Here is a 14,075-nt window from a genome sequence, read left to right as displayed (position 1 = left end):
TCGCGTCAGTGCATCAGCGCATCCGAGATCGAGGCGCGGGCCGTCGCGACGCAGCAGCGCATCGTCGCATCAGCGCATCAGCGCATCAGAGATCGAGGACGAGCACCGCCGAGCGCGCACGCGACACGCAGCAGCAGATCACCGTGTTGCTCGCACGCTCGGCCTTGCTGAGGCAGTGGTCGCGATGATCCGGCTCGCCGTCGATCACCGGCACCATGCAGGTGCCGCACACGCCTTCGCCGCATGACATATCGACCTCGATGCCGATGCGCGCGAGCGCGTCGACGATCGACGTGTCGGGCGCGACGCGCACCGATTGCCCGCTGCGCTGCAGCCGCACTTCGAAGCCTTCCGCCGGCGCGGCATTCACGACGGCATCGGCCGCGGCCGGTTCCGCCGCGAAGCGTTCGAGATGAATCGCATCCTCGGGAATCCGCGTGGCCGCCGCCGCGACGACCGCATCCATGAACGGGCCGGGGCCGCACGTGTACACGTGGGCGTGCGCATCGATCGATTCGACGCAGCGGCCGAGTTCGGCCGCCAGCGCGTCGGGCTCGATTCCGTAGTGGAACGTCACGTGCGCGGCGAACGGGGCGGTCGACAGTTCGTCGACGAAGGCCGCGTGTTCACGGCTGCGCGCGAAGTAGTGCAACTGGTAGCGCGCGCCGCGCTGCTCGAGTGCATACGCCATCGACAGCAGCGGCGTGATGCCGATCCCGGCCGCGATCAGCACATGTTCGCTCGCGTCGTCGGTCAGACGAAACAGGTTGCGCGGCGCGCCGATCGACAGCTCGGCGCCGACGCATACGTCGTCGTGCAGCGAGCGCGAGCCGCCGCGCGAGCGCGCTTCCTTCTTCACCGCGAACAGATAGCTGCCGCGCTCGTCGGGGCGGCCGCACAGCGAATACTGCCGCGTGACGCCGGACGGCGCGGTGACGTCGATATGGGCGCCCGGCTCGTACGCGTCGAACGGCTGGCCGTCGACGCGCGAGACCCGGAAACAGCGGATGTCCTGCGCCGCGTCGATCAGCGCATCGATCCGGACCTGGTGGCGGTTCGCTTGCATGGGTGTTCCGTGGGGTAGGGAGGAAACCGGCTCGGCGGATGCCGCGCCGTCATGCAGCCGAGAATAGGGATGGACATCGCATAAATCAAATCGATAAAAAAGCGATGCCGGAATCAGTGGGATGGATAATTGCCGGCGACCCGATCGCAACCGCTCAGCGTGCGGCGACCGCGTTGCCGCCGTCGACGGCCGCGTTGGCCGCGCTGGCCGACGCAGCCGCATGGCCGCGCTCGCGCTCGAGACTGCGGCGGTACTGCCGGCATCCGGCCGCCAGCAGCAGCGCGGCAAGCGTGGCGGCGACGACGTTGACGATCGACATCGAATGGCCGACCGCCGCCGGCGCGCCGAACACGCGATCGGTGAATAGCGCGACGACGGTCGTGCCGATGCCGAGCGCGATCAGGTTCGACACGAGCAGGAACAGCGCGGAGATCTGCGCGCGCATCTGGTTCGGCGCGAGCGTCTGCATCGCGGCGGTCGAGGTCGGCATCGGGAACGACGCGAAGAACATCGCGACGACGAGCATCGCGAGCGACGCCGGCAGGCTGTCGAGCTGCGTGAACAGCGTCGCGGGAATCACCATGCACGCGGCGCCGATAGCGCCGGCGCGCATCGGCGCATCGCTGCGTCCGCGGCGCAGCAGCCAGTCGTTGAGCCAGCCGCCGCAGAACACGCCGGCCGTGTTCGCGACCAGCAGCACGATGCCGAGCGTGTAGCCGGCTTCGACGGCCGTCATCCCGAAGTGGCGGATATAGAACGCGGGCGTCCAGCTCAGCAGGCAGTACAGCGTCATCGCATAGAACGAGAAGCCGAGGTAGTGGCACGTGAAGGTCGCGCGATGCGTGCCGACGAAGCGCAGCGAATCGCGCATCGACACGCGCCGCACGGCGCCCGAGCGATCCTGCGCGAGCCCCTTGCGCTGCGGGTCGCGCACGGTCGCGGCGAACAGCAGCGCGACGAAAATCCCCGGCAGCCCGACGATCAGGAACGTGACCTGCCACGCATGCACCTGCCCGACGAGCGGCAGCGTGAATGCGCTCGCGTGCTTGAGCAGCGCGATCACGTAGCCGCCGATCAGGAACGCGACGCCGCCGCCGATGAACGAGCCGAGCGAATACACGGCGATCGCGCGGCCGAGCTTCTCCTTCGGGAAGTAGTCGGCGAGCATCGAATACGCGCCGGGCGACAGCGCGGCCTCGCCGACGCCGACCCCCATGCGCGCGATGAACATCTGCACGAACTGCTGGCTGAGCCCGCACGCGGCGGTCGCGACGCTCCACAGCGCGATGCCGACCGCGATGATGCGCGGGCGGGCGTAGCGGTCGGCGAGATACGCGACGGGCAGCCCCATCACCGCGTAGAACAGCGAGAACGCGAAGCCGTTGAGCAGGCTGAACTGCGTGTCGGTCAGGTGCAGGTCGCGCTTGATCGGTTCGATCATCAGGACGAGCACCTGGCGGTCGACGAACGAAAAGACGTACGCGAGCATGCAGATGACGACGACATACCATTCGTACGTATAGCGCTTGCCGTCGGCAGCGCGGGCCGTGGGTGCGGACATGCGGATTCTCCAGGAGCGGGCGGTGGAAAGGCGCGGCGCCGGCCTCGCGGGCCGGGCGCCGTCGCGGCGCGAAAGCGTGCGGGTGACACGTGTCGGAGACGCAGCGTAGTCGGCCAAATTCGGCCGCCATAGCCGGAGTGACAGCCGCGCCACACGGACCTTTACCGACCCGGATAAAGAAAACACCGAGGCCGTGCGCGCGGGCCGGCGCGCAGCGCGCGTGCGGCGGGGCCCGCGTGCATCATGCGGCGCATCTATAAGCGTTATAGAGCGGATTGCGTCGACGTCCGAAATTGTCGTTCCTAGACTCGGCCCGGTTTTGATCGGCAGCGTTCGCACGAGATCGCGAACGCGATTCACATCGAGCGGCGCGACGCCGACAGGCGCCGGAATGACTACGGGACGACGAAGATGAACCATCCGAACGGGCGGGCCGACCGGCTTGCCGTACCGCGTGCCACGCTGATTGCCGCGCTCCTGGCGTGCGCGTCGCTGCCGGCGCTCGCGCAATCGAGCGTGACGCTCTACGGCCGCGTCGACACCGCGATCGAATACGCGAACGCCGGGCCGAACCACGTGACGCGCATGGGCAGCGGCAACCTGTGGGCGTCGCAGTGGGGGTTGAAGGGCGTCGAGAATCTCGGCGGCGGCTACGCGGCGATCTTCAAGCTCGAGGACGGCTTCAACGCCGCGAGCGGCACGCTGTCGAACAGCAGCGCGCTGTTCGGCCGCGAGGCGTGGGTCGGCATCACCGGGCCATTCGGCGGCGTGCAGTTCGGCGAGCTCTACACGATCCTGCACACCACGCTCGTCACGTACAGCCTGCCCGGTCTCGGCGCGGGCCTCGCGTGGGGCAACGCGACGAACAACTTCGTCGGGCCCGCGTTCCTGCGCGTGCGCAACTCGATGCGCTACACGTCGCCGCGCTACGCTGGCTTCCTGCTCCGCGCGATGGCCGCGCGCGGCACCAACGGCGCGGCCGGCCAGCCGGCGACGCTCGGCGATACGTACGGTGCGGGCCTCAACTACGCGCGCGGCGGGTTGTCGATCGACGTCGACTACATGCAGCAGAAGTTCAGCCCGGTCGCCGCATCCGCGCTCGGCACAACCAGCACGGCCGCGAACGGCAACTACACGCTCGGCGCGATCTCGTACGACTTCAGCGTCGTGAAGATCGCCGCGCTGTACCTGCGCCATCGCGGCGGCCCCGACGTCGCGGCCGCGATCGACAGCCAGAGTGCGTATCCGCACAGCGACACGATGGAGCTCAGCGCGACGGTGCCGATCGGACGCGCGTCGCTGCTGTTGAGCATCGGCCACTACCGGAAGGTCGCGGACAGCGACGGCAACGCCGATTCGTACGGCATCCGCTTCGACTATCCGCTGTCGAAGCGCACGGTGCTGTACACGGGCGCGGCGATGGTGCGCAACGGCGCGCATGCGCGCTTCGTCGTGAACGGCGCGGCGGGCGGCGGCGTCGCGGTCGCCAAACCCGGCGCGACCGCCAGCTCGATCGTCGCGGGCATCCTCACGTCGTTCTGAGCGCCGAGGGTTGCCCCCGGCCGCCTGCACCGCTACGCGCAGGCGGGCGGGTGCGGCGCGAGCCATGCGTCGAACGGCGGCTGCCGGCCGATATCGAACAACTCCAGCAGCAGCGCACGCAGCCAGCGATGGCCCGGGTCCGCATCGAAGCGCCGGTGCCAGTACGCGTTGACGGCCCATTCGCCGGCCCCGGCGATCTCATACAGCGTGGACGGCTGACGCGCGGCGAACGTGATCGCGACGGTCTCCGGCAGGATCAGCGCGTAATCGCCGTGTTCGAGCAGCGCCGGCACCACCATGAAGTCGGGCAGCGCCGCCCGCACGCGCGGCATCAGTCCGTGCCGCTCGAGCAATTGCATCGACTGCGGATGCGATGTCACGGCGACGAAGCGCAGCGTGTCCGGCGCGTCGCCGTCGAGCACGAAATCGTCGGGCAGTGCGACGCGTTGCGCGGTGCGGCGCGGCATCAGCAACACGCAGCGCTCGTGCAAGAGCGCCGCGCGCTGGAAATGGCTCGACGCATCCGCGAAATGCCCGAGCGCGAAATCGATGCGGCCCGATTCGAGTGCGACGTTGAGCTGGCATTCGTCGACGTGCAGCGTCTCGATCACCGCGCCCGGTGCGCGCCGGTCGAATGCCGCGAGCAACGTCGGCAGGAAGGCGCTCGCCGCGAAATCGCTCATGTGCAGCCGGAACACGCGCTGCGTGCTGTCCGGCGTGAACCGCGAGCCTTCGTCGAGCACGTCCTGCAGGATTGCGAGCGCCTTGTCGACCGATATCGCGAGCCGCTGCGCGCGCGGCGTCGGCTCGACGCCGGTGCCGGTGCGCACGAACAGCGCGTCGCGGAACATCAGCCGCAAGCGGCCGAGCGCGTAGCTGACCGACGGCTGCGTGACGCCGAGCCGCAGTGCCGCGCGGCCGACGTGCCGCTCCTCGTACACCGCGCGAAACGTCTTCAGCAAGTTGAGATCGAGATCCTGCACGCGCAGGCCGTCGGGCGAATCGCCGTCGTGCGGTGAAGGTTCGGCGCGGGCCGGGGCCGGCGGCCGGCCGGTGGCGGAGTGCGTCATGGTGCTTGCCTCGCGGTGACGGAAGGCGCGTGGCCGTAACGCCGCGCATACGCCTTCGCGAAATGGCCGAAGCCATGAATGCCGTGCGCGATCAGCACGTCGGTCACGCTGCGCGCGTCGCCGCGTTGCAGCGCGGCGTGCACCGCGGCCAGCCGGCGCTCGCGCACGTAGGCGGCCGGCGTGGTGTTCAGGAACGCGCGGAACGCATGCTGCAGCGTGCGCGGCGCGACGCCCGCGACGGCCGCCAGCGCGGCGAGCGCGAGCGGTTCGCCGAGATGCGCGTCGACGTGGTCGCATGCGCGGCGCATATGCGCGGGCAGTGGCGGCGTGCCGCGCGTCAACGCGGCGCTGTACGAATGCGGCAAATGCGTGAGGAGCAGCGACATCAGCCACGCGGTGAGATCGGCGCCGAACGTCGTCGCCGCCGCGCCGATGCCCGGCTGCGCGCCGAGCCGGCACAGGTACTCGAACGTCGGCGGCACGAGCGCGGCGCCCGCGCCGTTGCCGCCGGCGGCGAGATCGAAGTGCAGCGGCCGCGTGAGCGTCGCGTGCAGCATGTCCTGCAGCTTGCGCTCGAGTGCGCCGCGCTCCAGCCGCAGCACCAGGTTGCGGCAATCGGGACTCGTGCTCAGGCGGCTCGCGAGCGCGGGCGACGACACGGTCAGCTCGCCCGGGCCCGCCCGCGCGACCCGCTGGCCGGCCCGCAGCTCGCACGCGCCCGACAGCGTCAGCCGGAACAGGAAGTGATCGGCATCGTCGCCGAAATCGATGCGCGTTTCGCGGCCGTAGCAAAGCTCGAGCAGCGCGCCGTGATGCAGCGGTACCTCGTACAGCTCCGCATGAAACGGATCGCGGCCTTGCGCGGCCATCCGGTGCGGCCCGAGCCGGTGCGCGACCGCGCGTTCGACTTCGTCGGGCGCATGCAGCGTGCCGAGCCGGTTCGGCGCATGTCGGGAGAGGGCGATGTCCATGCGGGGGCCTCGTGTCGGATGCGTGGGTGCGGCGCCATGCGCGGCGCCGCGATTGCGTTGCGCGAACGGGCGTGCCGTTGCGCGTTTTGAAGCGACGCGCTGCGCGCCGCCGCGTAGTCTCGGCAACACTCACTCACCGGGAGAAAACGATGAAGGTATGTGTACTGGGCGGCGGCCACGGCTGCCATGCGGCCGCGATCGACCTGTTCGAGAAGGGCCACGACGTGACGTGGTGGCGGCGCGACCGCGAACCGCATGCGCGGCTGCGCGAGCTCGGCGCGTTGCACGTGACCGACTATCGCGGCGAGCGCGCGGTGCCGCTCGGCGATACACCCGGCGCGATCCGCCTGACCGACGATCTCGCGGCCGCGCTGCGCGGCGCGCGGCTCGTCGTGGTGCCGCTGCCGGCCGTGTCGCACGACGCGCTGGCCGCGCAGGTCGCGCCGCTGCTCGAGGACGGCCAGGTCGTGTTCCTGCCGCCCGGCACATTCGGCAGCTTCGTGTTCGCGCGCGCGGCGGCCGACGCCGGCAACCGTGCGCGCGTCGCATACGCCGAGACGGGCACGTTGCCGTACCTGGTGCGCAAGCACGGCGACAACAAAGTCGTGATCAGCGCGTATGCGACGCGCCTGCCCACCGGCGTGTTTCCCGCGAACGCGGCCGGCTGGGCGTTCGACGTGCTGCGCGCCGGCTATCCGTCGGTCGAGCCGGTCGAGGACGCGCTGTCCGGCGCGCTGATGAACGCGGGCCCGGTGATCCATCCGCCACTGATCCTGATGAACGCCGGGCCGCTCGAACACTTCGACGCGTGGGACATCCACAACGAGGGCACGCAACCGTCGATCCGCCGCGTGACGAACGCGCTCGACGCCGAACGCATCGCGGTGCGCGAAGCGCTCGGCTACCGCGCGCCGCATTTCCCGCTCGCGGACCACTACGCGACCGACGGCGACGAATGGATGTACGGGCGCGGCGCGCACGGCAAGCTGACCGACAGCGGCGACTGGCGCGAGAAGATCGATTTGCGCACGCATCGCTACATGCTCGAGGACACCCGGCTCGGGCTGTCCTTCATCGTGTCGTGCGGACGCTGGGCCAACGTGCCGACGCCCGTTGCGCAGGGGCTGCTGAGCGTCGCGTCGGCCGTCACCGGCCGCGACCTGTATGCGCAAGGGCGCACGCTGGACGGTTTGGGTCTCGCCGCCCTGTCGCGCGACGCGATGCGCGCGCTGCTCGATGCGGGGTACGCCGCATGACGGCCGCTCTCGACGTGACACGCGTGCACGTGCTCGGCGCGGGACGCATGGGGCAAGGGATCGCGCTCGTGTTCGCATTCGCGGGCCTCGACGTGACGCTGATCGACTTCAAGCCGCGCGACGCGCAGGGATGGCGCGCGTTCGAGGATCGCACGCGCGGCGAGATCCTGCGGCCGCTGCATGCGCAGGTCGCGCTCGGCCGCATCGATGCCGCGCAGGCAGAGGCCGTCGTCGCGCGCATCGCGCTGGTCGCGCGCGACGACGCGGCGCACGCGGTGCGCGACGCAGGCATCGTGTTCGAAGCGCTGCCGGAAGTGCTCGACGCGAAGGCCGACGCGCTGCGCTGGCTCGGCGAACATGTCGATGCGCGTGCAACCATCGCGTCGACGACGTCGACGTTCGTCGTCACTACATTGCAGCGCCATGTCGCGCACCCGGAGCGGATGCTGAACGCGCACTGGCTGAACCCGGCGCTGCTGATGCCGCTCGTCGAGATCAGCCGCAGCGACACGACGGATCAGTCGGTTGTCGATGCACTGGCCGCGCTGCTCGAGCGCGTCGGCAAGAAGCCGGTGATCTGCGGGCCGGCGCCCGGCTACATCGTGCCGCGCATCCAGGCGCTCGCGATGAACGAGGCCGCGCGGATGGTCGAGGAGGGCGTCGCGAGCGCCGCGGACATCGACACGGCGATCCGCACCGGCTTCGGCCCGCGCTTCGCGGTGCTCGGGCTGCTCGAGTTCATCGACTGGGGCGGCTGCGACATCCTGTACTACGCGTCGACGTACCTCGCCGGCGAGATCGGTCCGCGCTTCGCGCCGGCCGCGAGCGTCGTGCGCAACATGGAGGCCGGGCGCGATGGCGTGCGCACAGGCACCGGGTTCCACGACTATGCGCAGGTCGATGTGCCGGCGTACATGCAGCAACGGCTCGGCGAGTTCGCGCGGCTGCTCGATCACCTCGGGCTTGCGCCCGGGTTCGACGCCGCACGGCGCGATTCCCGCGCTTGAGCGTCGCGCGGCGCGCGGCCGCGCGGTCATGCCGCGTCGCCGCGCGTGTCGGCTGCGGGCATACCGGCGGCGGGCGTACCGGCTCCGGGCATACCGGCGGCGGGCATACCGGCTCCGGGCATACCGGCTCCGGGCATACCGGCTCCGGGCGTGGTGCGCGTCTCGCGCATCACGCACAGCGTCGCGACGGTCACGAGGCCGAGCGCAATGAGGAACAGCGACACGGGCCACGACGCGTGATAGCGCGCGAGCAGCGCGGTCGCGATCAGCGGCGACATCCCGCCGGCGAAGATCGACGCGACTTCATGGCCGAGCGCGACGCCCGAGTAGCGCACCTCGGTGCTGAACAGCTCGCCGACCAGCGCGGGCAGCGTGCCGATCATCGCGCCGTGGCTCACCGCCGTGCCGATCGTCAGCGCGAGCCACACGAGCGGCGTCGCGCGCGTGTCGAGCAGCCAGAAGAACGGAAACGCGCAGGCGACGAGGCTCAGCGCGCCGATCAGGTACACGGGCTTGCGGCCGATCCGGTCGGACAGGCGGCCCCACGCGAGCATCGCGCCCATTTCGACGATCATCGCGATCATCACGCCGGTCAGCATCACGCCGTTCGGGATGCCGACGTATTTGCCGTAGACGAGCGAGAACGCGAGGAAGATGTACGCGCCGCCGTTCTCGGCGACGCGCAGCCCCATCGCGAGCAGGATTTCCTTCGGATGACGGCGGATGCACTCGACGATCGGCAAATGCGTGTGCGCGCCGCGCTTGCCGGCCTGCTCGTAGTCGCGGCTTTCCGGCAGGTGGCGGCGGATATAGATGCCGATCACGAAGATCGCGATGCTCGCGAGGAACGGCAGCCGCCAGCCCCAGGTGCGGAACGCATCGTCCGGCAGCGTCTGCGCGGCGAGGAACGCGGCCGACGACAGCACGAAGCCGCCGCCCACGCCGAGCTGGCTCCACGCCGCGTAGTAGCCGCGCTGCTCGGGCGGCGCGTTCTCGCTGATCATCAGCACGCCGCCGCCCCATTCGCCGCCGGACGCGATGCCCTGCAGCAGCCGCAGCACGACGAGCGCCGCGGGTGCCCACAGCCCGACCTGTGCGTAGGTCGGCAGCAGGCCGATCGCGAACGTCGACGCGCCCATGATCAGCAGCGTCCACACGAGCGACGCCTTGCGCCCGTAGCGATCGCCGACATGGCCGAACACGATCCCGCCGAGCGGCCGCGCGACGAAGCCGAGCGCGAACGCCGCGAACGCGGCGAGGCTGCCCGCGAGCGGCGACGCGCCGGGCGGAAAGAACACGTGGCCGAACACGAGCGCCGCGGCCGTGCCGTAGACGAAAAAGTCATACCATTCCATCGCGTTGCCGGCGACGGAGGCGATGACGATCCGGCGCAGTTGCCGGTCGGCGAGCGGCCGGGCGGCGCTCGGGGATTGCACGGTGTCGGTCGGGTACATGGCGGACTCTGAAGGGGGACGAACGCGTGCCGTCTCTGGAGAACGCATGCGGCACTGCGGGCTAGTGTTGTCGGCACCGCCGCCCCGGTCAAATCCACAGAAAAAGGGGAGTGTCATCACTCCCGCTGATGATGGGTGCGCCGCGCGCGGCCGTGCCCGCGCGCGCCGTCGCCCGTTACCGCTCGATCTGCCGGTTCCAGCGCGTATCCCACTGCGCACGGCGCGCGTTGATCGCCGCCCAGTCGACCACCGTCACCTTGCGCACGAGATCGTCGACGTTGCCGAGGCTTTGCTGCATCGCGGCAGGCATCTTCGCGAGGCGGTTGGTCGGGATCTGCTTGCCGGCTTCGGCGGCCTTCGTCTGCGCGGGCGCCGACAGCAGGAACTGCGCGAGCTTCTGCGCCAGCTGCGGATCCGGATTGTTCGCGACGACGCACAGGTCGACGAGCAGCAGCACCGGGCCTTCCTTCGGGTTCGCATACGCGACCGGAATGCCCTTGTCCTGCAGGTCGCCGACACCGGTCGGCGTCAGCGGGAAGAGGCCAGCCTCGCCGGTCTGCACCATCTCGGAGATCTTCGCCGAGTTCGGGATGTACTCGACGACGTTCGGCCCGACCGTGCTCGCCCACTTGCTGAAGCCGGGCTCGACGTTCTGTTCGCTGCCGCCGAGCAGCCGGTTGATCGCGAGGAAGCCGTGCAGCCCGAACGTGCTGCTCGACGCCGACTGAAACACGACCTTGCCCTTGTATTTCGGATCGGCGAAGTCCATCCACGACGTCGGCGGCGCCCAGCCTTTGTCCGCGAACAGTTTCTTGTTGTACGCGATGCCGGTCATCCCGAGCTGCACGCCCGCGCCGACGTCGTCCTTCATCCGCGCGAACGGATACAGCTCCTTGAGCACCGGCGAATCGTCGAGCTTCTGGCACACGCCGAGGCTGACCGCGCGCGCCATCACGCCGTCGTCGAGGAACGCGACGTGGATCTGCGGCTTGTTGCGGTTCGCGAGCAGCTTCGCGAGCACGTCCGACGACGTGCCGGGCACGACGACGACCTTCACGTTGTTCGCCTTCTCGAAGTCAGGCAGCACCTGGCTCGTATAGGCCTTTTCCATCGGGCCGCCGTTCATGCCGACGTAGATCGTCTTCGTTTGCGCGAACGCGGGCGCACTCGCGCCTGCGATGCAGAGGGCGGCGGCCGCCGCGATCGTTCCGGACAGTTTCACTTGTGGGTCTCCTCTTGACGGAAAGGGGCGATCGGCGCGTGCGGCGCGAAGCGGCCGATCGAGAATGCTTCGAGTGGCGTGACGGTTTCACCGGTCGTGACGAGCTCGGCGAGTACCTCGCCGACGCCCGGCGCGAGCAGGAAGCCGCCGCCGGAAAAGCCGAACGCATGCAACAGGTTCGGGGTCGTGCGGCTCGCGCCGATGATCGGGTTGTGGTCGGGCGTGCAGCCTTCGACGCCGCTCCACGTGCGGATCAGCAGCGCATCGCGCAGCGCGGGCAACAGCGCGCACGCGTCGCGCATCACCGCGCGCGTCGTGTCGACCGACGGCTGGCCGAATTCGCCATCGCCGCGGCCGCGCCCGCCGCCGATCACGCAGTTGCCGCGCGCGACCTGCCGCGCGTACACCCCGCCGCCGTACACGCCGAGGTTGTGGGTGATGAACGGCGGCAGCGGCTCGGTCACCCACATGTTCGGGTAGATCGGCTCCATCGGCACGGCTTCGCCGAAGCGTTCGGCGATGGTGTTCGCCCATGCGCCGGCCGAATTGATCAGCCACGTCGCCGTGCACGCGCGGCCGTCCGCATGAACGTGAAAGCGCGTGCCGTCGTGCCAGGCGTCGTCGACGGCTGCGTGCTCGAACACGTCGGCGCCCGCCGCGCGGGCCGCACGCGCGAAGGCGGGCGACACGACACGCGGGTTCGCGTGCCCATCGGTCGCGCACAGCGAGCCGCCGAGCGCCGCGCGGCCCAGCCACGGGTAGCGGCGGCGGAACGCATCGCCGCGCATCACCTGCAGCGGCAGGCCGCGCTCGCCGGCGAGCGTCGCGTACGCATCGAGCGCATCGAGATCGGCGTCGCTGCGCGCGAGCCGCAAGTGGCCCGACACGACGAATTCGCCGTCGATGCCGATCAGCTCGGGCAGGCGGTCCCAGATGCGCCGTGCGCGCAGCGCGAGCGGCAGCTGCTCGGCCGGGCGGCCCTGGCAGCGCACGCCGCCGTAGTTCACGCCGCTCGCCTGCGCGCCGCAGTCGCGGCGCTCGAACAGCGCAACGCGCAGCCCGCGCCGCGCCAGCGCCAGCGCGGCCGACGCGCCGACGAGGCCGCCGCCGACGATCGCGACGTCGTAATGACGGAGATCACTCATCGCGCGCCTCGTCGGGAATCGCCGCGACGTCGTCGCCCGCGAGCGCGGCCGAGATCGGGAACGGCTTCACCGGCGGTTGCGCGCGCAACCGGCCGACGTCCGCGAGCGGGCGGCCGGTTTCGGCGGCGAGTACGCGTGCGGTTGCGTCGCCGCACATGCGGCCCTGGCAGCGGCCCATCCCGGCGCGCGTCAGCGCCTTCAGCCGGTTCAGCTCGGTGGCCGCGCCGTCGCGGATGCAGCGCCGCAGCGTGCCCGCGTCGATCTCCTCGCAGCGGCACACGATCGTATCGTCCGGGCAGCGTGCGGCGAGCTCGGGCGGCGGCGCGAACGCCGCCTCGAGGCCCGCGCGGAATGCGCCGAGCCGGGCGAGCGTGCGGTCCAGCGTCGCCGCATCGGGCTTGCCGGCCAGCGACGGTGATGGCGATGGCGTCACGATGCCCGCGTCGTCGAGCAGCGCGAGCGCCGCGCGTCGCCCGGACGCCTCGGCTGCGTCGGCCCCCGCGATGCCGGCGCCGTCGCCCGCGACGTAGAGGCCGCGCACCGACGTGCGGCCGGCCGCGTCGCGCTCCGGCAGCCATGCATCGTTGAGCGGATCGAACCGGAACCGGCAGCCGGCGAGATCGGCAAGCTGCGTTTCCGAACGCAGCCCGAAGCCGAGGCCGAGCGCGTCGCAGTCGAGCCGGCGCAGCGGTGCATCGTTACCGGCCGCGCGCCACTCGAGGCCGGTAACGTGCCGCTCGCCGAGTACGCGTTCGAGCGTGATGCCCGTTTCGATCGCGACGCCGTGCGCGCGCAGCCAGCCGATGTAATAGAGCCCCTTCGCGAAGGTCGCCGGCATGCGCAGCAGCGCCGGCGTCGCGGCCGCCTGCTGGCGCAGCGGGCTCGTGTCGAGCACCGCCGCGACCTGCGCGCCGGCCTTCGCGTACTGGTAGGCGACGAGATACAGCAACGGCCCCGTGCCCGCGAACACGATGCGGCTGCCGATCGCGCACCCCTGCGACTTCAGCGCGACCTGCGCGCCGCCGAGCGTATAGACGCCGGCAAGCGTCCAGCCCGGCACCGGCAGCATGCGATCGGTCGCGCCGCTCGCGATGATCAGGTGCGAGAACGGCACGGTCGTTTCGCGGCCGTCCTGCAGCGTGTCGACGCGGCCCGCGCCGCACGCCCAGGCGAGCGTGTTCGGCCGGTAGTCGACCTGCGGCAGCAGCGCGGCCATGGTCCGGTGCACGGCGTCCGCCTTCGCGGCCTCGAAGCCGTACAGCGCGCGCTTGCCGCGGGCGAACGCGCCGTCGACCGGCGGCTGCCGATAGATCTGCCCACCCCAGCGCGCGTTCTCGTCGATCACGACGGGGCGCAGCCCCGCGTCGACCAGCGCCTCGGCCGCGCGCACGCCGGCCGGCCCCGCGCCGACGATCACCGGTCGCAGTGCGTCGCTCACGATGCGTCTCCGTTGATTACGTGCTGCGCACCGGTGAGAATCCGCATGCCTGCGGCGATCGGCGTCGAGCAGGCGCGCACGCGCGCGCCGGCCTCGGTGCGCACCCAGCAGTCCTGGCACGCGCCGATCAGGCAGAAGCCCGCGCGCGGCGTGCCGCTGAATTCGCTCACGCGCACGCGGCGCTGTGCGACGAGGATCGCGGTGAGCACGGTGTCGCCGGCAAGCGCCTGCGCGGGGCGGCCGTCGAGCGTGAACGCGATGGCGGCGCGCGCGCGTTCGGCGACGCGCACGAATTGCGGGCCGTCGTCGGCGATGTCGGTGGAACGGGAAACGGAAGTCATCG

The 14,075-nt window shown here is 70.8% G+C and carries 12 protein-coding genes; 3 read left to right on the top strand and 9 right to left on the bottom strand.

Going from position 1 to position 14,075, the window contains the following annotated elements:
• Window positions 1–85 precede the first annotated feature (85 nt).
• Complete coding sequence (locus ACVK00_RS03045; RefSeq protein WP_284891145.1) at window positions 86–1,066, bottom strand: PDR/VanB family oxidoreductase; 981 nt, start codon at window positions 1,064–1,066, stop codon at window positions 86–88.
• 154 nt (window positions 1,067–1,220) lie between these two features.
• Window positions 1,221–2,627, bottom strand: coding sequence for a spinster family MFS transporter (locus tag ACVK00_RS03040; protein ID WP_284891146.1), 1,407 nt, complete (start codon window positions 2,625–2,627; stop codon window positions 1,221–1,223).
• Between the two features lie 411 nt (window positions 2,628–3,038).
• On the opposite strand from ACVK00_RS03040, the gene ACVK00_RS03035 reads away from it, so the two are divergent.
• Window positions 3,039–4,169 (top strand): porin, encoded by a 1,131-nt coding sequence (locus tag ACVK00_RS03035; protein ID WP_284891147.1) that lies wholly within the window; start codon window positions 3,039–3,041, stop codon window positions 4,167–4,169.
• Between the two features lie 32 nt (window positions 4,170–4,201).
• Here ACVK00_RS03035 and ACVK00_RS03030 read toward each other — a convergent pair whose 3' ends face one another.
• Window positions 4,202–5,239: a LysR family transcriptional regulator gene (locus ACVK00_RS03030; protein ID WP_284891148.1), complete on the bottom strand. Its 1,038-nt coding sequence runs from the start codon at window positions 5,237–5,239 to the stop codon at window positions 4,202–4,204.
• Complete coding sequence (locus ACVK00_RS03025; RefSeq protein ID WP_284891149.1) at window positions 5,236–6,210, bottom strand: AraC family transcriptional regulator; 975 nt, start codon at window positions 6,208–6,210, stop codon at window positions 5,236–5,238. Before ACVK00_RS03025 ends, ACVK00_RS03030 begins: the two co-directional genes overlap by 4 nt.
• 149 nt (window positions 6,211–6,359) lie before the next feature.
• Here ACVK00_RS03025 and ACVK00_RS03020 point away from each other — a divergent pair, with 149 nt between their 5' ends.
• Together ACVK00_RS03020 and ACVK00_RS03015 are read left to right on the top strand one after the other, a co-directional pair.
• Entirely contained in the window at window positions 6,360–7,466 is a 1,107-nt protein-coding gene (locus ACVK00_RS03020; protein ID WP_284891150.1) for an NAD/NADP-dependent octopine/nopaline dehydrogenase family protein, read from the top strand.
• Window positions 7,463–8,473, top strand: a complete 1,011-nt coding sequence (locus tag ACVK00_RS03015) for a 3-hydroxybutyryl-CoA dehydrogenase (protein ID WP_284891152.1) — start codon at window positions 7,463–7,465, stop codon at window positions 8,471–8,473. The genes ACVK00_RS03020 and ACVK00_RS03015 overlap by 4 nt, the downstream gene beginning before the upstream one ends.
• Window positions 8,474–8,499: 26 nt before the next feature.
• On the opposite strand, the gene ACVK00_RS03010 is transcribed toward ACVK00_RS03015, so the two are convergent.
• The 5 genes from ACVK00_RS03010 to ACVK00_RS02990 form a co-directional block, all read right to left on the bottom strand.
• Window positions 8,500–9,927 (bottom strand): MFS transporter, encoded by a 1,428-nt coding sequence (locus ACVK00_RS03010; protein WP_284891154.1) that lies wholly within the window; start codon window positions 9,925–9,927, stop codon window positions 8,500–8,502.
• 175 nt (window positions 9,928–10,102) lie between these two features.
• Window positions 10,103–11,149 carry an ABC transporter substrate-binding protein gene (locus ACVK00_RS03005; protein ID WP_228909140.1) on the bottom strand — a complete coding sequence of 349 codons (1,047 nt, stop codon included), beginning with the start codon at window positions 11,147–11,149 and terminating at the stop codon, window positions 10,103–10,105.
• On the bottom strand, window positions 11,146–12,294 hold the full coding sequence (locus ACVK00_RS03000; protein ID WP_284891155.1) for an NAD(P)/FAD-dependent oxidoreductase: 1,149 nt from the start codon (window positions 12,292–12,294) through the stop codon (window positions 11,146–11,148). Before ACVK00_RS03000 ends, ACVK00_RS03005 begins: the two co-directional genes overlap by 4 nt.
• Window positions 12,287–13,732, bottom strand: a complete 1,446-nt coding sequence (locus ACVK00_RS02995) for an FAD/NAD(P)-dependent oxidoreductase (RefSeq protein ID WP_284891156.1) — start codon at window positions 13,730–13,732, stop codon at window positions 12,287–12,289. The genes ACVK00_RS03000 and ACVK00_RS02995 overlap by 8 nt, the downstream gene beginning before the upstream one ends.
• On the bottom strand, window positions 13,729–14,073 hold the full coding sequence (locus ACVK00_RS02990; RefSeq protein ID WP_284891158.1) for a (2Fe-2S)-binding protein: 345 nt from the start codon (window positions 14,071–14,073) through the stop codon (window positions 13,729–13,731). Before ACVK00_RS02990 ends, ACVK00_RS02995 begins: the two co-directional genes overlap by 4 nt.
• Window positions 14,074–14,075: the final 2 nt, after the last annotated feature.

Source organism: Burkholderia sp. PvR073 (genome assembly GCF_054055695.1).
Note: the sequence above shows the minus strand (reverse complement) of the source record. Positions and strands in the feature narration are given on the sequence as shown.